This is a genomic window from Marichromatium sp. AB32 (genome assembly GCF_003718675.1).
GTDB lineage: Bacteria > Pseudomonadota > Gammaproteobacteria > Chromatiales > Chromatiaceae > Marichromatium > Marichromatium gracile.
This window is the reverse complement of record NZ_RHFJ01000004.1, coordinates 1-20,021: the sequence shown is the minus strand read 5'-3', so window position 1 is coordinate 20,021 and position 20,021 is coordinate 1. Positions and strand designations below refer to the sequence as shown.

The window sequence follows — 20,021 nt, the reverse complement described above, 5'->3', positions numbered from 1 at the left end:
GGCCAGGCGAAGGCTGACCCCGAGGATCAGGGGGTCATAGCAGCAACTCGCGGATGTCGCCGAGCAGGTCGCCGAGCAGGGTGGTGAAGCGGGCCGCATCGGCGCCGTCGACCACCCGGTGGTCGTAGGAGAGCGAGAGCGGCAGCAGCAGGCGGGGGACGAAGCGCTCGCCGTCCCACACCGGTCGGGTGGCGGCGCGGGAGACGCCGAGGATGGCCACCTCCGGGGCGTTGACGATGGGGGTGAAGGCGGTGCCGCCGATGCCTCCGAGGCTGGAGATGGTGAAGCAGCCGCCCTGCATCTCGTCGGGGCGCAGTCGTTGGGCGCGGGCGCGGGCGCCGAGATCGGCCAGCTCGCCGGCGAGGGTGCGCAGCCCCTTGCGATCGACGTCGCGCACCACCGGCACCATCAGCCCGTTGGGGGTGTCGACGGCCACGCCGATATGGGTGTAGTGCTTGTGGATGAGGTGCTCGCCGTCGGCGTCGAGCGAGGCCTTGAGCAGCGGCATCCGGGTCAGCGCGGTGGCCACCGCCTTGAGCAGGAAGGGGATCAGGGTGAGCCTGACCGAGGCGTCGTCGGGGTCGGTCTTGTGGGCGGCGCGGAAGGCCTCGAGCTCGGTGATGTCGGCCTCGTCGAACTGGGTGACGTGAGGGATGCCGGTCCAGCTCTGGTGCAGGTGGCGCGCGCTGATCCTGCGGATGCGTCCGAGTTCGACCCGCTCGACGGGGCCGAACCGGCCGTGGTCGATCGCCGGCGCCGGCGTCGCAGCGACCGGCGCCGGCGAGGCGGTGGAGTGGCTGGACGGCTCGGCGGAGGTGAGGCTGCGCTTGACGAAGGCGCGTACGTCCTCCTTGAGTACGCGCCCCTTGGGACCTGTCCCCTTGACCACGTCGAGATCGACGCCGAGTTCGCGGGCGAAGCGCCGCACCGCCGGGCTGGCGTGGGCCTTGCGCCCCCGGGCGATCGCGGCGACGTCCTCGGGGCGTGGCAGCACCGGGGCCTTGCGCGGCGCCGTCTCGCCCGGCTGCGGCGCGGTGGTGGGCGCGGCTGGTGGCGTGTTGTCGGCGTGCGGCGGCGTCGGCTCGGGCGTTGCGGGCGCATCGGTCTCGGCGGGGGCATCGGCGCGCAGCATCAGGATCAGGTCGCCGGTGTTGAGGGTGTCGCCGACGGCGACCGCCAGCTCGCTGACCACCCCGGCGGCGGGGGCGGGGATCTCCATGGTCGCCTTGTCGCTCTCCAGGGTGAGCAGCGACTGGTCGAGCTCGACCCGGTCGCCGGGCGCGACCAGCACCTCGATCACCGGGATCTCGGAGAAGTCGCCGATGTCGGGCAGCAGCACCGCGGTGTCCTCGGTCGCCGTTGCCGTGGGTGGCGGCGTGCCCGTGGCCGGTTCCCGTGCCGCTGGCGCGTCCTCTGGCGCGGGGGTGGGCGGTGCTGCCTCGCGCGCAGGCTGTGGTGCGGCGGTGGGCGTCTGCGCCGGGGTGTCGGTCGGGCGGATGCTGAGTAACGGCGCGCCCATGCTCACCCGGTCGCCGACGGCGACCTTGAGGCGCTCGACCACCCCGGCGCGCGGCGCCGGGATCTCGATCGTCGCCTTGTCGCTCTCCAGGGTGAGGATGGATTGCTCCGCCTCGATACGATCGCCGGGGGCGACCAGGATCTCGATGATCTCGACGTCGGTGAAGTCCCCGATGTCGGGCAACAGGATGTCTTCGACGGTGGCCACTCGATGTCCTCCAATGCTGTGCGGGCGGTCTCAGACCGTCGTCGGGTTGGGCTTCTCCGGGTCGATCCGGTAGCGTTCGATCGCCTCGCTGACCCGCGCCGGTGGGATGGTGCCGGCGTCGGCGAGGGCCTTGAGCGCGGCCAGCGCGACATAGTGACGATTGACCTCGAAGAAGCGGCGCAGCTGGCTGCGGGTATCGCTGCGCCCGAAGCCATCGGTGCCGAGGGTGACATAGGCGCGCGGGACGTGCGGGCGGATCTGCTCGGCATAGGCGCGGATATAGTCGGTGGCGGCGATCACCGGTCCTTCGGTGGCGCCGAGCTGGGTCTCGACATAGCTGGTGCGCGGGGGCTGCTCGGGGTGGAGTCGGTTCCAGCGCTCGGCGTCGATACCGTCGCGGCGCAGTTCGTTGAAGCTGGTCACGCTCCACACGTCGGCGGCGATGTCGAAGTCGCGCGCCAGCAGCTCGGCGGCGGCGAGGGTCTCGCGGAGGATGGCGCCGGCGCCGAGTAGCTGTACCCGGTGCACGCCCTGCTCGGCGACATGGACGCGATGCAGCCCCTTGAGGATGCCGGTCTCGGCGCCTTCGGGCATCGGCGGCTGGACGTAGTTCTCGTTCATCGCGGTGATGTAGTAGAAGCGATCCTCCTGCACCTGGTACATCCGCCGCATCCCGTCCTGCACGATCACCGCCAGCTCGTAGGCGTAGGCGGGGTCGTAGGTGATGCAGTTGGGGATGGTGGCGGCGAGCACCGGGCTGTGACCGTCCTGGTGCTGCAGCCCCTCGCCGGCGAGGGTGGTGCGCCCGGCGGTGCCGCCGATGAGGAAGCCGCGCGCGCGCATGTCGCCGGCGGCCCAGGCCAGATCGCCGATGCGCTGGAAGCCGAACATCGAGTAGTAGATGTAGAAGGGGATCATGCTCTGGCCGTGGTTGGCGTAGGCCGTGGCCGCGGCGATCCAGGAGGACATGGCGCCGGCCTCGTTGATCCCCTCCTGGAGGATCTGCCCCTGCTTGTCCTCGCGGTAGAACATCACCTGATCGGCGTCGACCGGCTCGTAGAGCTGCCCCTGCGAGGAGTAGATGCCGAGCTGGCGGAACATCCCCTCCATGCCGAAGGTGCGCGCCTCGTCGGGGACGATGGGGACGACATAACGGCCGATCCCGGGGTCGCGGATGATCAGGGTGAGCAGCCGCACGAAGGCCATGGTGGTCGACATCTCCTTCTCGCCGCTGCCCTGCAGCAGCGACTCGAAGCGCTCCAGCGGCGGGATCTCGAGCGCCGGGGCCTCGACCTTGCGCGCCGGCAGGTGGCCGCCGCGCCGGGCCTCGCGCTCGCGCAGATAGGCCATCTCCGGGCTGTCGTCGGCGGGTTTGTAGAAGGGCGCGGCACCGATCTGGTCGTCGGAGATGGGGATATTGAAGCGATCGCGGAAGGCCTTGAGCGCGACCTCGCCCATCTTCTTCTGCGAGTGGGTGATGTTCATGCCTTCGCCGGCCACGCCCATGCCGTAGCCCTTGACCGTCTTGGCAAGGATCACGGTGGGCTTGCCGTTCGCCGTGGTCGCCGCGAGATAGGCGTTGTAGACCTTGATCGGGTCGTGTCCGCCGCGATTGAGCCGCCAGATGTCCTCGTCGGTCATGTTGGCGACCAGTTCCTTGAGCTCGGGATACTTGCCGAAGAAGTGCTCGCGGGTATAGGCGCCGCCCTTGGCCTTGTAGGCCTGATAGTCGCCGTCGACACATTCCTCCATGCGCTTGAGCAGCAGGCCCTGCTTGTCGCGGGCGAACAGCGGGTCCCAGTAGCGCCCCCAGACCACCTTGATGACGTTCCAGCCGGCGCCACGGAACACCGCCTCCAGCTCCTGGATGATCTTGGCGTTGCCGCGCACCGGGCCGTCGAGTCGCTGCAGGTTGCAGTTGACCACGAACACCAGGTTGTCGAGGCGTTCGCGCGCGGCCAGCGAGATCGCGCCGAGCGACTCGGGTTCGTCCATCTCGCCGTCACCGAGGAAGGCCCAGACCTTGCGGTCGGCGCTGTCGATCAGGCCGCGATGGTCGAGATAGCGCATGAAGCGCGCCTGATAGATGGCCATCAGCGGTCCCAACCCCATGGAGACGGTGGGGAACTGCCAGAACTCGGGCATCAGCCAGGGGTGGGGGTAGGAGGGCAGGCCGTTGCCGTCGACCTCCTGGCGGAAGTTGTAGAGCTGATCCTCGCTGATCCGTCCCTCGAGGTAGGCGCGGGCATAGATGCCTGGGGCCGAGTGTCCCTGCAGGAACACCAGATCGCCGCCGTGCTGCTCGCTGCGCGCGCGCAGGAAGTGGTTGTAGGCGACATCGAGCAGGGTGGCCGAGGAGGCGAAGCTGGCGATGTGGCCGCCGAGTTCGGACGACAGCCGGTTGGCCTGGATCACCATCGCCATCGCGTTCCAACGCACGAAGGAACGGATGCGCCGCTCCATCGCCAGGTCGCCGGGGAAGCGTTGCTCCTGGTGGACGGGGATGGTGTTGAGATAGGCGGTGTTGGCGCTGTAGGGCAGGTAGGCCCCGGAGCGGCGCGCCTTGTCGATCAGCCGCTCGAGCAGGAAGTGGGCGCGGTCGACCCCTTCGTTCTCGAACACGGCATCGAGCGCGTCGAGCCATTCCTGGGTTTCCTGGGGGTCGATATCGGGCTGCTTGGTCATGACGGTTCCCGGAAGAAGGTCCAATGCAATCGCACGAGCAGGGTCGCAGTATACTGATCTTTGCTAGAAATTAAATACTAATGATCCATTTTCTTAATATTAACGATCGCTGATCTATTGTCCTGTTTCATCCCTTCTCTGCCTGCGCCCGTGCTCGCCCGATATCAAGGGGCGCGAGGGATAGCGCACCTGCGATGTCGGCGAAGACGGTCACGGCACCGTGCAGCACCCGAGGACGATCGATCCGGCCCTCATGCTCGAGTGCGTCGAGGGTGAGGGTGAATGCCCGCCAGCGCGCCCCGACCGCGGCACCGTACGGATCGATGGCCTCGGTGGCGGTGAAGCGTGCGCCGAAGCGCGCGCGCAGACGGCGCGCGATCAGTTGTCCGCCGAGTGACGAGCCTTCGAGGACATAGAGCGCGCCGATGCCGCAGTCGATGCCCTGCTCGGCACACAGCCGTGCCGGCAGCGTGTTGTGCGGGGCGGGTGGTTCGGTGTCGAGTCGGGCAAGATCGTCGCGTAGCGCCGCGAGTCGTGGTCGAGCCCCGAGGCGTCGTCGCAGCGCGTCCGGCACGATCGTGGTGAGATGGGGTTCGAGCCCCTGATGGAGCAGGGTCAGGCGATAGAGATAGTCGCGGTATTCGTCCAGGGTCAGGTCGGGGGCGAGGAGGCGTCTGGACAGCGGCAGCGTCTCCACGGCCCGGTGCGCGGTTGCGGTGGCTTGACGCAGGGCTGTCGCCAGGGCGGCGGCGGGGGGAGGCGATATCGGTCGGGGGGCTTGGCTCATCGCGGCGCGCTCCAGCTCCATGAGGGCACAGGCAGTGTAGCATTGGCCCTGTGACGTCGATGGCGGGCATGATCGTTCGAGAGGGTCGGAGAGATGAGTGAGCTGGCGACACAGGGGTTCATCGCCGAGTGCGAACGCGAGCAACTGCAGCGCGCGCAGTCGATCCAGCCGTGCGGAGCGCTGCTCGGCGGTCGTCCCGGCGATGCGCGGATCCGCTTCGCCAGCGCCAATCTGGCGCACTGGCTCGGCGAGGAAGCGCAAGCGGTGCTCGGGCGGCTGTTGACCTCGCTGCTCCCCGACTTCCCGCCGCCGAGCGTGCCGGGTACCGAGGAGGGCGGCGACGATGCGTGGTTGCGTCCGAGCAGCGACAAGCGGTTCTATCCAGATCTCTGCATCGGTCCGCGGGGTGCGCTCGATGCGCTGCTCTCCTGCAGCGCCGAGACCTGGCTGCTGGAGTTCGAGCCGGCGCTTGCGCCCGCCGAGCGTCACGCGGCCTATCGGCCCGTTCCCCATCAGCTCTATCGCATGCCCTATAGCGCCGAGGACTGGTCGCGTCAGTGTCAGTTCCTGGTCGATACGCTGCGCCACATCACCGGTTTCTCGCGGGTGCTGCTCTATCGCTTCCGCGACGACGACTGCGGCGAGGTCGTCGCCGAGAGTCTGCGAGAAGGGCTCGATCCCTATCTCGGGCTGCGCTACCCGGCCTCGGACATCCCGCAGATCGCCCGTCGTCTGTATCTGCTCAATCCCCATCGCCAGATCCCCGACATCGCGGCAGCGCCGGTGCCGTTGCTCGCCGATCCCGAGGGGACGCTCGCCGACCTGACCCTGTCCGAGCTGCGCGCCGTCTCGCCGGTGCACCTGACCTATCTGCGCAACATGGGGGTGAGCGCCTCGCTCTCCTTCTCGCTGGTCGTCTCCGGGCGGCTGTGGGGGCTGATCGCCTGTCACCACGACCAGCCCGCGCAGCTGGCGCCGGCGTTGCGCGCGCGCTGCGCCGAGATGGCGCGCGCCTTCACCCTGGCCATCTACGGTTATCAGAGCACGCGGCGACTGATGGACGTCAGCGAGAGCGATCGCGAGATCGCCGCGCTGGTCGAGCGGCTCGGCAGTGGTGGCAACATCGAATCGGTGGCGACGGCGGGGGAGGGCTCACTTGCCGGGCAGTTGCTGGCGCTCGTCGGCGCGAGCGGCGCGGCGTTGATCGACGGTGAGCGCTGCACGACCTTCGGCCAGACGCCGCCGTGCGCGGCGCTCCTCGCGCTGTGTCGTTGGCTGGAGGCGAGCGAGACGCCGACGGTGTTCGCCACCGCGGCGCTTGCCGAGCACTATCCGCCGGCGCGGGAGTGGCGCGATCGCGGCAGCGGATTGCTCGCGGTACGGGTCGAGCGCGCCGGTGTCTCTGTCTCGCGCACCTTTCTGTGGTGGCGCCCGGAGCAGCCGCAGGAGGTGCACTGGGCGGGCGATCCACGCAAGGACGCGCTGGTGCGATCGGGCGATGGCGAGCTCTCGCCACGCGCCTCGTTCGCGCGTTGGGTCGAGGTCACCTCCGGCCAGGCCGAGCCCTGGGGCGAGCGTGAGCTGTTGCGGGCGAAGAGGTTCCGTGGACTGATCCTCCACGCCATCAACGCCGATCTGCTCGGTGCGCTCGGTGCAGGCTAGGTCCGATCCTCCTGCTGGTGCGTCTCGATCAGTTGCCGTTGGATCGCCGCACCGACCGGCTCGTAGTGGCTGAACTCGATGCTGTAGACCCCCTCGCCGCCGGTGATCGCCTTGAGCCGTGACTCATAGCCCTCGAGTTCGGCCAGCGGCACCTCGCCCTCGATCACCACTCGCCCCTGCGACCTGGTCTCGCTGCCGCTGATGCGACCGCGTCGTCCCGCAAGATCGCCGGCGAGGTCGCCCATCGCCTGCTCCTGGGCGCTGATGCGGATCTGCACGATGGGTTCGAGGATCGCCGGACGGGCCTGTTCGACGGCGGCGACGAAGGCCTTGCGCGCGGCGGTGACGAAGGCGATCTCCTTGGAGTCGACGGCGTGCGACTTGCCGTCATAGACGGTGACCTGGATGTCCTGCAGCGGGTAGCCGGCGATCACCCCTTCGTCGAGGACCTGGCGTACCCCCTTCTCGATCGAGGGGATGAAGTTGCCGGGGATGGCGCCGCCCACCACCGCGTCGACGAAGCGGAATCCCGTGCCGCGCGGGGTCGGCTCGATGCGCAGGTAGACCTCGCCGAACTGACCCGCGCCACCGGTCTGCTTCTTGTGCCGATAGTGTCCCTCGGCGGGGGCGGTGATGGTCTCGCGATAGGGGATGCGCGGCGGCCGGGTATCGACCTCGACGTGGAACTGGTCGGCGAGGCGCTCGATCAGCAGCTTGAGGTGAAAGGCGCCGAGTCCGCGGATCACCGTCTCGTTGGTCGCGGCGTGATGATCGACCTTGAAGCAGGGGTCCTCGTCCTGGAGCTTGTGCAGCGCCTCGGTGAGCTTCTGCTCGTCGCCGCGACGACTCGGCGTGATCGCCAGTCCGTGGAGCGGGATCGGGTAGTCGGTACGGGCGAGGTGGAAGTGATCCTCGTCGTGCGAGTCGTGCAGCACGGCATCGAGATGGACCTCGTCGACCCGGGAGACGGCGAGGATGTCACCCGGCACCCCGTCCTCGACCTCGATCAACTCTCTGCCCTGCAGCCGGTAGAGATGGGTGACCTTGAACGGCTTGCGCGCGTCGCCGACGAACAGTGCGCTGGTCGGGGTGATGCGTCCCTGGTGGATGCGGAAGATGCCGAGTCGACCGCGGTAGGGGTCGTTGAGCACCTTGAACACATGGGCGATGGCGTGACGCTCGGGGTCGGGACTGACGGCGACCGGCTCGGCCGCCTCGTCCTCGCCCTTGAGGAAGGCCGGCGGGTTGCCCTCGGCGGGGTTGGGCATCAGCCGGGCGATCACCTCGAGCAGCTCGGGGATGCCGGCCCCGGTGCGTGCCGAGACGAAGCAGATCGGAATCAGGTGGGTGTCGCGCAGCGCCGCTTCGAAGGGGTCATGAAGTTGCTCGGGCGCGAGGGTCTGACCCTGTTCGAGATAGGTCTCCATCAGCGCCTCGTCGAGCTCGACCACCTGGTCGACGATCTGCTCGTGGGCCGCGCTCACCGAGGAGAAGTCGGTGGCATTCTCCGCCGGGTTGAAGAAGCAGTCGGCGACCCGTTCGCCGCCCCCTGCAGGCAGGTTGATCGGCAGGCAGGCCGGGCCGAAGCCGTCGCGAATCTGCTCGGTCAGTGCGCCGAGATCGAGATCGGCTGCATCGATCTGGTTGACGATGATCATCCGGCAGAGCCCGCGACCGTCGAGCATCTTCATCAGTCGGGCGGTCATCGGCTCGATCCCGGCCTGGGCGTTGATCACCAGGGCGGCGGTCTCGACCGCGGGCAGGACCGCCAGGCTGCGCCCGAGCAGGTCGGGCAGCCCCGGGGTGTCGATCAGGTTGACCCGGCGCGCTTCGATGGGGAAGCCGACGATGGCCGCGTCGATCGAGTGTCCGAGCGCCTGTTCGCGTGGATCCTGGTCGCAGACCGCAGGACCGCGCTCGGCGGCCGTGGCGGCGGGGGTTGCGCCGGTCGCTGCAAGCAGCGCCTCGGCCAGGGAGGTCTTGCCGGCACCGGCATGACCGATCAGGGCGATATTGCGGACGTCATCAGCATTGTGGTCGGACATCGTTGCTCCCGTCGTTGTGCAGCACGTTGCAGGGGCGCGGGATCGCGTCGCAGCAATGGTGTCATGACAGGGAGTATAGATGGCAATCACCGGGGGATCGGCGGGGTGGGATTGAATCGCCGCGCGGGGTGCGCCAGATCAATCGGGATGGAGTGGATAAAAAGAGGCGGCCGATCGGCCGCCGAAGGACGCACAGTCTGTCAGGGATCCGCATCACTTGGGGGCGGATTCCCTCGATGCTGTGGCGCCAGGCCGATGGATGGAGTCACCGTCCTGGTGCCATGGACCATTCCGTCGAATGGACGATAATCAAGGCGATGATCGAAATGTCTCTCGCCTCGATCCTTGAGCCAGAAGGCTAGCACAGAACCGGAGATTGGCTATGGAACTCGTTCTCAAATCCGCCGCCTTTGTCGATGGCGGGGAGATCCCGGCGCGTCTGACGTGTCATGGCGAGGACCGATCTCCGCCGCTGTGCTGGTCCGATCCTCCGGAGGGCACACGGAGCCTGGTGCTGATCGTCGATGACCCGGATGCGCCGGATCCGGCAGCGCCAAGGATGGTATGGGACCACTGGGTGCTTTTCAATCTGCCGCCGACGTGCCGTGAGCTGGTCGAGGGGGTGGACCCGACGACCGGCCTGCCGCCGGGTGTCGGCCAGGGCCTCAACAGCTGGGGGCGGACGGGTTACGGCGGGCCCTGCCCGCCGGTCGGTCGACATCGTTATTTCCACCGTCTCTATGCCCTCGATACCCGTCTGCCCGATGAGCTGGGGACGCCGACCAAGGATCGGCTGCTGCTGGCGATGGAGGAGCACATCATCGCTCGCGCGATGTTGGTCGGGGTCTATGGCGAGGAGTGAGGGTGGATGAGGGCAGGTGGCGCGCGGCGGGTGCCGCGCGCCGGCGCCGCTGCGCGCTCAGGGCAGGGCGCGATCGATGACGACCGCAGTGGCGGTGGTCTCGCGGGTATCGATCGTTTCGCTTTGACCCTCTAGATCTCCGGGCTGCGGTGCCGCCTCGCCGCTGCGCGAGATTCGGGCGGTGACCTGGATCTCGGCGTGGGCCGAGAGACGCATCCCCGGGGCCATCGCCATGCTGTCGTCGAGGGCGAGCGTGGCCGGCAGCGATCCGGCCTGCAACCGCTGGGCGGCCAGCGGCATCGCCGGGCCGGAGGTGGCGCGGGCGAACACGAAGACGGTGTCCTCGGCGGCGACCTCGGCGGCAAGCGCCGGGTCCAGGCTCACGCTCACCTCGATGCGTTCGGCGCCGACGGCCTCCGTTGACTCATCGCTCGACCCCTCGACCGGGGCAGCGACCGGCTCCTCGGTCGCGGCCTTGGCTGCGGCGATGCCGGCACGGCGGCGTGCCTCGTCGACCATCTCCTGCAGCTCGGCGGCCTCCTGGCTGCCGGGCTCGAACTCGTCGAGGATCTTCTGCCAGGCGACCGCGGCGGCCTGGAACTGGCCGTGCTGGAAGGCCATCAATCCGGCCAGCCAGCGGGCGTTGACGTTCTGCGGGTCGAGTTCGAGCGCCGCGCGCACCAGCTCGGCGGGCTTGCCCTCGAGACTGCGATCGGGGCGGTTGGCGGCGATCGCCTCGGCATAGGCGAGCATCACGTCGAGTCGCTCGGGGGCGAGCCGGTAGGCGCTGGCCACCGCCTCGAGTCCGTCCTCCGGGCGCTTCAGGGCGAAGTAGGTCCGCCCCATCATCAGCCAGCCCTCGACGTCGTCGGGGTTGTCCTCGAGGCGCTTGGCCAGGCGCTGTACCAGCACCTCCATCGATTGATCGGCGCCCTGGTCCTCGGCGGGCAGGCCGCGCGCGGCCAGTTCCATGCGCTCGATCACCGTCGGTTCGCCAAGCTGCAGATAGAGCAGGGTGGCGGTGCCGGGGAGCGCCAGCGCGAGCAGCAGCGCCAGCGTCCAGCGTCCGAGCCGCGAAGCGCCGTGCGCGTCGACCGGCTGACTGCCGTCGACGTCGTGGAGCAGGTCACGCTCGAGGTCGTGACGCGCAGCGTCGTAGCGGGCACGGTCGAGATAGCCGGACTCGAGGTCGGCGTCGAGTTCCTGCAATCGCTGGCGGAAGACCTCGAGATTGAGCGCGTCCTGGGCGGGCTCATGTTGCTCCGGGGTCGGACGCAGCAGCGGCGTGACGACGAAGAGGAAGGCCAGGCCGATCAGCCCGGCGGCGAGTATCCAGAAGATGATCATGGGGCGCTAGTCTCGTTGCTCGTCGTCGCGCGAGGCGATCAGTTGCTGGAGTCGGGCGCGTTCGTCCGCGGTGAGGTCCTGCTCGGGCTCGGCCTTCTTGCGTCTGATCGCGCGCCACAGCAGCAGCCCGGCGCCGCCGACCAGTACGAAGGGGCCGAACCAGAGGATATAGGTCGAGGGCTTGATCGGCGGATCGTAGAGCACGAAGTCGCCGTAGCGGGCGACCAGGAAGTCGACGACCTCCTTGCGACTCTGACCCTCGCGCATCATCGCGTAGACCTCCTCGCGCAGGTCCTGGGCGACCCCGGCCTGGGAGCCGGCGAGCGATTCGTTCTGACAGACCAGACAGCGCAACTCGCTGATCAGGTCGCGGAAGTCCTCGAACTGGTTCGGGTCCTCGAAGGTGAACTCCTCGAGGGTGTAGCCCTGGGCGGTGCCGGCGAGCAGGGCGCCGGCGAGTGCCATCCCGGCGAGCAGTGGACGGTGGTGACGACGCTTCATGAGTTCCTCGCGCGATACTGCTCGACGATCGGACGGATCTTCTCCTCCCACACCTCGGGGGTGATGGGACCGATCTCCTTGTGACGGATGATGCCCTCGGGGTCGACCACGAAGGTCTCCGGGGCGCCGTAGACGCCCCAGTCGATGCCGGCCTCGTTGTCCGGGTCGTAGAGCGAGACGGTATAGGGGTTGCCGTACTGGCGCAGCATCAGCAGCGCGCTGGCGCGGTCGTCCTTCCAGTTGAAGCCGATCACGCGGACGCCGTGCTCGCGAGCGATGCGCAGCAGCTCGGCGTGCTCCTGGCGGCAGGACGGGCACCACGAGGCCCAGACGTTGACCAGCGAGACCTCGCCGAGCAGCAGTTCGCGATCGAGTCGCTGCTGCGGGTCCTTCAGCGAGGGCAGGTCGAACTCGGGCGCGGGCTTGCCCACCAGTGGCGAGGGGACCTTGCGCGGGTCGAGCTGCAGCCCGTAGAAGAGCAGCGCGGCGAGGACCAGGAAGATCCCCAGCGGGATCAGTGCGCGGGTTTTTGAACCTTTCATCTGCATACCTTGCGGGTCTGGGTCAGGCGGCGCTCGTCGCCGCGCCGGACGGCGCGGTGGCGCGGTTGCGAACGCTGCGATAGCGCCGGTCGCTGGCGGCGAGCACGCCGCCGAGCGCCATCAGGATGGCGCCCAGCCAGATCCAGCGGACATAGGGCTTGTAGTAGAGACGCAGTGCCCAGTCGCCGCTGTTGCCGATCGGCTCGCCGAGCGAGACATAGATGTCGCGCAGCAGCCCGGCGTCGATCGCCGCCTCGGTCAACGGCATGCCGCCGGAGACATAGCGACGCTTCTCGGGGTGGAGCACGGCGATCTCGCGCTCACCGTCGTAGACCACGAACTCGCCGCGCTGGGCGGTGTAGTTGGGGCCCTCGACCGGGGTGACGCCGTTGAACAGGAAGCGGTAGCCGGAGGCCTCGTGGACATCACCCGGCGACATCCGCACGTCGGTCTCGGCGCCGTCGTTGGAGACCAGGGTGACGCCGACGATGAACACCGCCAGCCCCAGGTGCGCCAGCAGCATGCCGTAGTAGCTGCGACTGCTGGGGTTGATGTCGCGGCGCAGCGCGCGCAGCCCGCCCTTGTGCTTGAGACGATCGAGCAGGCTGGCCAGATGGGTGACCACCAGCCACAGGCTCATGCCGATGCCCAGGCCGACACCGATGTCGCGCGCCGAGAAGCCGGGCCAGGAGACCAGCAGGAAGGCGGCGATGCCGAGCGCGGCGGCGAGCCACAGCGCGCGCAGCAGTCGCACCGGCTCGTCATGCTTCCAGCGGGTGTTGGGACCGACCCCGGTGGCCAGCACCAGCAGTGGCGAGAGCGCGACGAACATCTTGTTGAACCAGGGGAAGCCGACCGAGATCTTGCCCCAGCCGGCGGCCTCGTAGATCAGCGGCGCCAGGGTGCCGAACAGCACCAGCACGGTGAGGGTGGCGAACAGCAGGTTGTTGACCAGCAGGAAGCTCTCGCGCGAGAGCAGGTCGAAGCGCCCGCCGCCGGAGATGTCGGTCGCGCGCCAAGCGTAGAGCGCGAGCGAGCCGCCGATCACCACGCAGAGAAACAGCAGGATGAAGGAGCCGCGCGTTGGATCGGTGGCAAAGGCGTGCACCGAGGTCAGCACCCCGGAGCGCACCAGGAAGGTGCCGAGCAGCGACAGCGAGAAGGCCGAGATGGCGAGCAGCACGGTCCAGCTCTTGAAGGCCGCGCGCTTCTCGGTGACCGCCAGCGAGTGGATCAGCGCGGTGCCGACCAGCCAGGGCATGAAGGAAGCGTTCTCGACCGGGTCCCAGAACCACCAGCCGCCCCAGCCGAGCTCGTAATAGGCCCACCAGGAGCCGAGCGCGATGCCGATGGTGAGAAAGACCCAGGCAACGGTGGTCCAGGGGCGCGACCAGCGCGCCCAGGCCGCATCGAGCTTGCCGCCGATCAGCGCGGCGATGGCGAAGGCGAAGGCCACCGAGAAGCCGACATAGCCCATGTAGAGCATCGGCGGATGGATCGCCAGCCCCGGGTCCTGGAGCAGCGGATTGAGGTCGCGGCCCTCGAGCGGTGCGGGATAGATGCGCTCGAAGGGGTTGGAGGTCAGCAGCATGAACAGCAGGAAGCCGATCGCCACCATGCCCATCACCGCCAGCACCCGCGCCACCATCGGCAGCGGCAGGTTGTTGCTGTAGGCGGCCACCGCCGCGCCCCAGCCGGCGAGCATCAGCGCCCAGAGCAGCAGCGAGCCCTCGTGTGCGCCCCAGATCGCCGAGACCTTGTAGATCAGCGGCATCAGGGTGTTGGAGTTGCTGGCGACGTAGATCACCGAGAAGTCGTCGGTGAGAAAGGCCAGCAGCAGACAGCCGAAGGCGATGCCGATGAAGGTGAGCTGACCCCAGGCCAGCGGGCGCGCCATCACCATCCAGGTGCGGTTGCCGGTGAACGAGCCGGCCAGCGGCAGCACCGCCTGCACCAGGGTGATCGCGAGGGCGAGGATCAGGGCGAAGTGCCCGAGTTCAGGAACCATCAGTTGGATACTCCGGCCGTCTCCGCGGTGTCCGATGCACCCTCGGCCTGGGCCGTCTGCAGGGTGCTCTCGACCTCGGGGGGCATGTAGCTTTCATCGTGCTTGGCGAGGACCTCGTCGGCGTAGAACACGCCGTCGGGGCCGAGCCGTCCCTTGGTGACCACGCCCTGACCCTCGCTGAACAGGTCGGGGAGAATGCCGGTATAGGCGACGGTGACGGTCTCGGCGTTGTCGGTGACATCGAAGTGCACCGTCAGCCCGTCCTCCTGGCGCGCGATGCTGCCCTCGGTGACCAGTCCACCGAGGCGGAAGACGCGATCCTGGGGGGCCTCGTTGGCCAGCACCTGGGTCGGGCTGAAAAAGTAGGAGATGTTGCTGTTGAGCGCGGTCAGCGCCAGGGTGGCGGCGGTGCCGACACCGACGATGGCCAGGGCGACGAACAGCAGGCGTTTCTGTCGGGGTTTCATTGATCGTTGGCTCCTGCGTCACGAATCCGCATCAATCGACCGAGCCGGGCGCGAATGGTTCGCTGGCGCGCGCGCAACTGCAGCACCTCGATCACCAGCAGGAGGGCGGTCATGCCGTAGGCCCCCCAGACGAAGAAGGCGTAGCCGCCCTGGGCGAAGAAGTCGCTCATGCCTTGTCCCCCGTGTCGAGCAGGTCGCGCACCCAGGCGCTCTCGGACTCACGCTGCAGGATGATGCCGCGTAGTCGCATGAAGCTGGTGGCGAAGGAATAGGTCCAGAATCCGAAGGTCATCGCCAGCATCGCGAAGAGGATGTTGGCGTCGATCTGGGTGAGGTCGGAGCGCTGGTGCAGCGCGGCGCACTGGTTGGGATCGGGGCAGTTGATCGACCAGAAGATCACCGGGACCATGATCAGCCCGACGATCGCCAGCAGCGCCGCGGCGCGATCGGCGCGGCGCACGTCGTCGATCGCCGAGTGCAGCGCGATATAGCCGATGTAGAGGAAGAACAGCACCAGCTCGGAGGTCAGGCGCGGGTCCCAGTCCCAGTAGGTGCCCCAGCTCGGTCGGCCCCAGAAGGCCCCGGTCCACAGTGCTAGGAAGGTGAAGATCGCGCCGGTGGGGGCGACGGCATTGGCCATCATGAACGACAACCGGGTGTTGAACACCAGTCCGATCGCCGCCCAGCCGACCATCACCACGTAGAGCCACATCGACATCCAGGCCGCCGGCACGTGGATGAAGATGATGCGGTAGTACTCCTTCTGGGCATTGCTGCCGCCGAGTCGGTCGGCGGTCTCGAAGAAGCCCCAGTAGAGCCCGAGCCCGAGCAGGATCAGGGTGATGATCCAGAAGGCCGGGACCAGCCTGCCGGCGATCGGGTAGAAGGAGGCGGGCGAGGCGAATTTGAACCAGTTCAGTGCCATGGCGGGTGTCTGCGTTCGCTTGAGGGTTTATTCGAGTGAGATCTTGAGCGCGGCGGCGGCGGCCACCGGGGCGAAGACCAATGTCACCAGCAGGAAGGCGCCGAGCAGCTCGAAGTAGGGCCGGGTGTCGGCGACCGAGACCGTGGCGGCGACGTCGATCGCCCCGGCGCCGTAGACCAGCACCGGGATGTAGAGCGGCAGGATCAGCAGCGCCAGCAGGATGCCGCCGCCGCGCAGCCCCAGGGTCAGCGCCGCGCCGATCGCCCCGAGCAGGCTGAGTACCGGGGTGCCGATCAGCAGGGTGAGCATCATCACCCCGACGGCGGCGCCGGTGAGGTGGTACTGCATCCCCACCAGCGGGGCGATCAGCACCAGCGGCAGCCCGGTGAGCAGCCAGTGGGCGGTGATCTTGGCCAGCACCAGCAGCGCGCGCGGCTGATCGGTGAGCAGCATCTGCTCGAGGGTGCCGTCGACATGATCGGCGGCGAACAGCCGTTCGAGTGCGAGCATCGAGGCGAGCAGCGCCGCCACCCAGACCACGCCCGGGCCGAGCGTCTGCAGCACCTCGCGCTCGGTACCGACGCCGAGCGGGAAGAGGCTCACCACGATGACGAAGAAGAACAGACTGGTCAGCACGTCCGTGCCGCGTCTGAGCGCGAGGGTGAGGTCGCGCGAGAGGATGCACCAGAAGAGTCGCAACACCGGTGGTTCAGCTCCCGAGGTCGAGTCGCGCGACCTGCCCCGAGGTCAGGGGCACGTCCTGATGGGTGGTGAGCACGACGATGCCGCCGCCGGCGACGTGCTCGGCGATCAACGTCTCGAGCAGCGCCACGGCAGCGGTGTCGAGCGCGGTGAAGGGCTCGTCGAGCACCCACAGCGGCGCGCGGCTGAGCACCAGTCGCGCCAGCGCCACCCGCTTCTTCTGCCCCTGCGAGAGCATCCGCGTCGGCAGATCCTCGAAGCCCTGCAGACCGATGCGCGCGAGCGCCGCCCACAGCGCCTGCTCGTCGAGGCGCTCGCCGTCGAGGGTGGTGGTGACGCGCAGGTTCTCGACCCCGGTCAGGTCGCCCTTGATGCCGTTGAGGTGGCCGAAGTAGAGGAGGTCGCGGTGGTACTCGTCACCGAGTTCGGCGATCGGGGTGCCGCGCCAGCGGATCTTGCCGCGCTCCGGGGTGAACAGACCGCAGAGTGCACGCAGCAGGGTGGTCTTGCCGCTACCGTTGCGACCGCGCACGTGCAGCAGGGTGCCGCCCCCGACCTCGACGTCCAGCGCGCTGAAGAGCAGCCGATCACCGCGTCGGCATTCGAGCTGCACTACCTCAAGCATGTCGTTCAGGGGTCCGGTCCATTGCTGCGGCGCATCCCCCGCACGGGGCGGGTGCGCCCGGTTCTGACGTCTGGCGGGCCGCCGCGGGCCGCCGGGTCGAGCCGGCAACCTTAAACGCTGGTGACGTATTACTCAACATCGCTGCCTCGCGCCGGGTCGCGGCGACGGATCTGCCAGCAGTTGTGGATGCGCGGGTTGCGCGCGAAGTCGTGCGGCAGCGTTTGTGCGGTGAGGTCGGTGATCTCGAGCCGGGGCAGGGCGGCATGGTCCATGCGGAAGCCGCGGCGGTTGTTGGAGAAGATCAGCGTGCCCGTGGGGGCGAGCAGGCGCATCGTCGCCGCGATCAGGTCGACATGATCGCGCTGCACGTCGAAGGTGCCCTGCATCCGCTTGGAGCTGGAGAAGCTCGGCGGATCGAGGAAGATCAGGTCGAATTCGCGTCGTCCGGCGTGACGTTCGATCCACTGCAGACAGTCGGCCTGGACCAGGGTGTGGTCGTGCCCGCCGATGTCGTTGAGCACCAGATTGCGCTCGGCCCAGTCGAGATAGGTGCGCGACATGTCCACCGTGGTGGTGGAGCGCGCGCCGCCGCGCGCGGCATAGACGGTGGCGCTGGCGGTGTAGGCAAAGAGGTTGAGGAAGCGCGCGCCCGCGGCCAGCCGCCCGACCAGGGCGCGGGTGTCGCGGTGATCGAGAAACAGGCCGGTGTCGAGATAGTCCTCGAAGTTGACGAGGAAGCGATGGCCGCCCTCGGCGACCTCATGGAAGCGACGGGTCTCGGCGATGCGCTCGTACTGGCTGGCGCCTTTCTGCTGGCGACGGACCTTGAAATGGACCTGACCGGCGGGGATCTCGAGCACCTCGGGGATCATCGTCATCGCCTCGCGGGCGCGCAGTCGCGCGCGCTTCTGATCGACACTCGCCGGCGGGGCGTACTCCTGGACGTTGACCCAGCGTCCGTCGACGCCGCCGTAGACGTCGATGGCGAAGGCGTACTCGGGCAGGTCGGCGTCATAGAGACGGTAGCAGTCGATCGCCTCGCGCTTGCACCACTTGCGCAGTGCCTTGAGGTTCTTGCGCAGCCGGTTGGCGAACATCTCGGCGCCGGGGCCGAGCGACTCGGGTGGCAACGGGCGCGGGCGGTTGGTGGCGAAGCGCTCGGCCTCGATCTGGAAGTGCAGCAGGCGGCACTCGATCGGGCCGTTGTAGAGGGTGTGGGTGCGGTGCGCGCGCAGTCCGAGCTGGTGACCGAGCTCGGGCGAGCCGGTGAACACCGCCGCCCGCCAGCCGAGGAAGCGCTCGCGCAGCACCGAGCCGAGTCGCGCGTAGAGCGCCTCGAGGTCGTCGTCGGCGCCGAGGCGCTCGCCATAGGGCGGGTTGACGATCACCAGCCCGCGATCCTCGGCATGCACCGGCTGGCAGTCGCTCAGCTCGCGCCGCTCGAAGTGCGCGAGGCCGGTGAGCCCGGCCAGCGCCAGATCGTCGATCGCCACGCGGATGGCGTTGGGGTTGCAGTCGTAGCCGCGCAGGGTGCCGACGCGTTCGCGCCCGGCCTCGGCGCGCGCGCGCGCCTCCTCGCACAGCGCCGCCCACACCTCGGGCTGGTGCGCCGACCAGCCGAGGAAACCGAAGTGTTCGCGCAGCAGGCCCGGGGCGATGTCGGCGGCGATCAGCGCCCCCTCGATCACCAGGGTGCCGGAGCCGCACATCGGGTCGAGCAGTGCCGCGCCCTCGGCGGCCAGCTCGGGCCAGCCGGCGCGCAGCAGCAGCGCGGCGGCGAGGTTCTCCTTGAGCGGCGCGGCCGAGCCCTGACGGCGATAGCCGCGCCGGTGCAGCGAGCCGCCGGAGAGATCGAGGCTGACGGTGACCTGGTCGCGCTGGGCATAGACGTGGATGCCGATGTCCGGCCATTCGGTATCGACGTCCGGGCGCTGCCCACAACGCGCCGAGAAGCGGTCGACGATGGCGTCCTTGACGCGCAGGGTGGCGTAGTGTCGGTTCGGGGTCGCGTTCAGCGTGCCGTCGAACTGCACCGCGATGCTCTGCGCCGGCGAGAAGTGATCCTCCCAGGGCAGCTCGGTGACCCCGGCATAGAGCGCGTCGGCGTCCTCGGCGGCGAACTCGGCCAGCGGCAGCAGGATGCGGTTGGCCACGCGCGACCACAGACAGGCGCGGTAGGCCGCCTCCAGGTCGCCCGAGAAGCGCGCGCCGCCTCGGGTCTCGGTGGCGTCGGCGAGCCCCAGCCCGCGCAGTTCGTCGGCGAGCAGATCGCCCATGTGTTTCGGGGCCGAGGCGAAGAAGGTGTGACGCGACATGCGGTGCGGGGACTCCTTGGGGTGACGCGCGCCGGCGCGTCCGAATGGGATGGCGTGGGGTGGGATTATACGGCGCCCGCCGGATGGCGGGCGCTGCGTCCGCTCAATCGCCCTTGTTGAGCAGGGCGCCGAGGCCTGCGAAGGGGTTGTGGGTGGTCTCCTTCTGACCGTCTTCGCGAGTGCGGGTGCGGCCCCCGGCCTTGGCGGCGAGGTGCTCCTCGTACTTCTGGTGTTCGTTGTCGTGACAGTACAGACACAGCAACTCCCAGTTGCTGCCGTCTGCCGGGTTGTTGTCGTGGTCCATGTCCTTGTGGTGGACGGTGAGCTCGTGCAGGTTCTCGCGGGTGAAGGTGCGTGCGCAGCGACCACAGACCCAGGGGTAGAGCTTGAGCGCCTGTTCGCGGTAACCGGCGGCGCGGTCGTCGCTGGCCTTGCGCGCGGCGGCGACCACGCGATCGAGCTTCTCGGTATTGATCGGCTTGCCGGTGCGCCCGTGACGTGGGGGATCGGTTGGCATGAGGTCCTCGGTACTTGGTTGAATGCGGTGCGAGTGAAGATTAAACCAGCGCGCCCCTGATGGCATCAGACAGGGGCGAGGAGTGGACGTTCATTCTCGCGCATATAAATGAACGCGCGCGCGAGAGGAGGTCGAAGTGACGAGAGGATGAAAAAAGTGTTGACGTTTTTCGAGAAGCGTCTAAAATGCGCAGCTCGCTCAGGGCAGAGCGGCCCGGATCACCAACCGATTCGGGGTTGACCGGAAAAAAAGACGGTTGACACGGAATACGGAATCCAGTTTAATAGGCGGCTCGCAACGGATCG

At 68.4% G+C, this 20,021-nt stretch carries 17 protein-coding genes; 2 read left to right on the top strand and 15 right to left on the bottom strand.

All coding sequences use genetic code 11. The annotated features are described in order from the left end of the window. Positions 1-34: 34 nt before the first annotated feature. The 3 genes from aceF to EBL85_RS02295 form a co-directional block, all read right to left on the bottom strand. Positions 35-1,726: a dihydrolipoyllysine-residue acetyltransferase gene (gene aceF / locus EBL85_RS02305; RefSeq protein WP_123142060.1), complete on the bottom strand. Its 1,692-nt coding sequence runs from the start codon at positions 1,724-1,726 to the stop codon at positions 35-37. Positions 1,727-1,756: 30 nt separating this feature from the next. Next, positions 1,757-4,411, bottom strand: a complete 2,655-nt coding sequence (gene aceE / locus EBL85_RS02300) for a pyruvate dehydrogenase (acetyl-transferring), homodimeric type (RefSeq protein WP_123142059.1) — start codon at positions 4,409-4,411, stop codon at positions 1,757-1,759. 127 nt (positions 4,412-4,538) lie between these two features. Beyond that, complete coding sequence (locus EBL85_RS02295; protein ID WP_190287934.1) at positions 4,539-5,198, bottom strand: biliverdin-producing heme oxygenase; 660 nt, start codon at positions 5,196-5,198, stop codon at positions 4,539-4,541. A 93-nt stretch (positions 5,199-5,291) separates the two neighbouring features. On the opposite strand from EBL85_RS02295, the gene EBL85_RS02290 reads away from it, so the two are divergent. Next, positions 5,292-6,860: a GAF domain-containing protein gene (locus EBL85_RS02290; RefSeq protein WP_123142058.1), complete on the top strand. Its 1,569-nt coding sequence runs from the start codon at positions 5,292-5,294 to the stop codon at positions 6,858-6,860. On the opposite strand, the gene fusA is transcribed toward EBL85_RS02290, so the two are convergent. Further along, the gene (fusA, locus tag EBL85_RS02285; RefSeq protein WP_123142057.1) at positions 6,857-8,905 is read right to left on the bottom strand and encodes an elongation factor G; all 2,049 of its coding nucleotides are present in this window, start codon (positions 8,903-8,905) and stop codon (positions 6,857-6,859) included. The genes EBL85_RS02290 and fusA overlap by 4 nt on opposite strands. Before the next feature lie 382 nt (positions 8,906-9,287). Here fusA and EBL85_RS02280 point away from each other — a divergent pair, with 382 nt between their 5' ends. Further along, positions 9,288-9,767, top strand: coding sequence for a YbhB/YbcL family Raf kinase inhibitor-like protein (locus EBL85_RS02280; RefSeq protein ID WP_123140726.1), 480 nt, complete (start codon positions 9,288-9,290; stop codon positions 9,765-9,767). A gap of 57 nt (positions 9,768-9,824) precedes the next feature. On the opposite strand, the gene ccmI is transcribed toward EBL85_RS02280, so the two are convergent. The 11 genes from ccmI to EBL85_RS02225 form a co-directional block, all read right to left on the bottom strand. After that, positions 9,825-11,114: a c-type cytochrome biogenesis protein CcmI gene (ccmI, locus tag EBL85_RS02275; protein ID WP_123142056.1), complete on the bottom strand. Its 1,290-nt coding sequence runs from the start codon at positions 11,112-11,114 to the stop codon at positions 9,825-9,827. Positions 11,115-11,120: 6 nt separating this feature from the next. After that, entirely contained in the window at positions 11,121-11,615 is a 495-nt protein-coding gene (locus tag EBL85_RS02270; protein ID WP_123140728.1) for a cytochrome c-type biogenesis protein, read from the bottom strand. Further along, positions 11,612-12,157, bottom strand: a complete 546-nt coding sequence (locus EBL85_RS02265; protein WP_123140739.1) for a DsbE family thiol:disulfide interchange protein — start codon at positions 12,155-12,157, stop codon at positions 11,612-11,614. The genes EBL85_RS02270 and EBL85_RS02265 overlap by 4 nt, the downstream gene beginning before the upstream one ends. 22 nt (positions 12,158-12,179) lie before the next feature. Then, a complete protein-coding gene (locus tag EBL85_RS02260) occupies positions 12,180-14,165 on the bottom strand; it encodes a heme lyase CcmF/NrfE family subunit (RefSeq protein WP_123140729.1) in 1,986 nt (661 codons plus the stop codon). Beyond that, positions 14,165-14,632, bottom strand: a complete 468-nt coding sequence (gene ccmE, locus EBL85_RS02255; protein ID WP_123140730.1) for a cytochrome c maturation protein CcmE — start codon at positions 14,630-14,632, stop codon at positions 14,165-14,167. Before ccmE ends, EBL85_RS02260 begins: the two co-directional genes overlap by 1 nt. Continuing rightward, on the bottom strand, positions 14,629-14,802 hold the full coding sequence (gene ccmD / locus EBL85_RS02250; RefSeq protein ID WP_005221019.1) for a heme exporter protein CcmD: 174 nt from the start codon (positions 14,800-14,802) through the stop codon (positions 14,629-14,631). Before ccmD ends, ccmE begins: the two co-directional genes overlap by 4 nt. Continuing rightward, positions 14,799-15,557 (bottom strand): cytochrome c biogenesis protein CcsA, encoded by a 759-nt coding sequence (gene ccsA, locus EBL85_RS02245; RefSeq protein WP_123140731.1) that lies wholly within the window; start codon positions 15,555-15,557, stop codon positions 14,799-14,801. The genes ccmD and ccsA overlap by 4 nt, the downstream gene beginning before the upstream one ends. Before the next feature lie 27 nt (positions 15,558-15,584). Next, positions 15,585-16,259, bottom strand: coding sequence for a heme exporter protein CcmB (ccmB, locus tag EBL85_RS02240; RefSeq protein ID WP_123140732.1), 675 nt, complete (start codon positions 16,257-16,259; stop codon positions 15,585-15,587). Positions 16,260-16,266: 7 nt separating this feature from the next. Next, positions 16,267-16,884, bottom strand: a complete 618-nt coding sequence (ccmA, locus tag EBL85_RS02235) for a cytochrome c biogenesis heme-transporting ATPase CcmA (RefSeq protein WP_123140733.1) — start codon at positions 16,882-16,884, stop codon at positions 16,267-16,269. Positions 16,885-17,012: 128 nt separating this feature from the next. Further along, positions 17,013-19,199, bottom strand: coding sequence for a bifunctional 23S rRNA (guanine(2069)-N(7))-methyltransferase RlmK/23S rRNA (guanine(2445)-N(2))-methyltransferase RlmL (rlmKL, locus tag EBL85_RS02230; protein ID WP_123142055.1), 2,187 nt, complete (start codon positions 19,197-19,199; stop codon positions 17,013-17,015). 103 nt (positions 19,200-19,302) lie between these two features. Continuing rightward, complete coding sequence (locus EBL85_RS02225) at positions 19,303-19,716, bottom strand: YajD family HNH nuclease (protein WP_123140735.1); 414 nt, start codon at positions 19,714-19,716, stop codon at positions 19,303-19,305. Positions 19,717-20,021 lie beyond the last annotated feature (305 nt).

Bases quoted from the DNA above. Each gene is read 5' to 3' on its own strand.
- aceE (WP_123142059.1), bottom strand. From the start codon at position 4,411: ATGACCAAGCAGCCCGATATCGACCCCCAGGAAACCCAGGAATGGCTC.
- EBL85_RS02295 (WP_190287934.1), bottom strand. From the start codon at position 5,198: ATGAGCCAAGCCCCCCGACCGATATCGCCTCCCCCCGCCGCCGCCCTG.
- EBL85_RS02290 (WP_123142058.1), top strand. From the start codon at position 5,292: ATGAGTGAGCTGGCGACACAGGGGTTCATCGCCGAGTGCGAACGCGAG.
- fusA (WP_123142057.1), bottom strand. From the start codon at position 8,905: ATGTCCGACCACAATGCTGATGACGTCCGCAATATCGCCCTGATCGGT.
- EBL85_RS02280 (WP_123140726.1), top strand. From the start codon at position 9,288: ATGGAACTCGTTCTCAAATCCGCCGCCTTTGTCGATGGCGGGGAGATC.
- ccmI (WP_123142056.1), bottom strand. From the start codon at position 11,114: ATGATCATCTTCTGGATACTCGCCGCCGGGCTGATCGGCCTGGCCTTC.
- EBL85_RS02270 (WP_123140728.1), bottom strand. From the start codon at position 11,615: ATGAAGCGTCGTCACCACCGTCCACTGCTCGCCGGGATGGCACTCGCC.
- EBL85_RS02265 (WP_123140739.1), bottom strand. From the start codon at position 12,157: ATGAAAGGTTCAAAAACCCGCGCACTGATCCCGCTGGGGATCTTCCTG.
- EBL85_RS02260 (WP_123140729.1), bottom strand. From the start codon at position 14,165: ATGGTTCCTGAACTCGGGCACTTCGCCCTGATCCTCGCCCTCGCGATC.
- ccmE (WP_123140730.1), bottom strand. From the start codon at position 14,632: ATGAAACCCCGACAGAAACGCCTGCTGTTCGTCGCCCTGGCCATCGTC.
- ccmD (WP_005221019.1), bottom strand. From the start codon at position 14,802: ATGAGCGACTTCTTCGCCCAGGGCGGCTACGCCTTCTTCGTCTGGGGG.
- ccsA (WP_123140731.1), bottom strand. From the start codon at position 15,557: ATGGCACTGAACTGGTTCAAATTCGCCTCGCCCGCCTCCTTCTACCCG.
- ccmA (WP_123140733.1), bottom strand. From the start codon at position 16,884: ATGCTTGAGGTAGTGCAGCTCGAATGCCGACGCGGTGATCGGCTGCTC.
- rlmKL (WP_123142055.1), bottom strand. From the start codon at position 19,199: ATGTCGCGTCACACCTTCTTCGCCTCGGCCCCGAAACACATGGGCGAT.
- EBL85_RS02225 (WP_123140735.1), bottom strand. From the start codon at position 19,716: ATGCCAACCGATCCCCCACGTCACGGGCGCACCGGCAAGCCGATCAAT.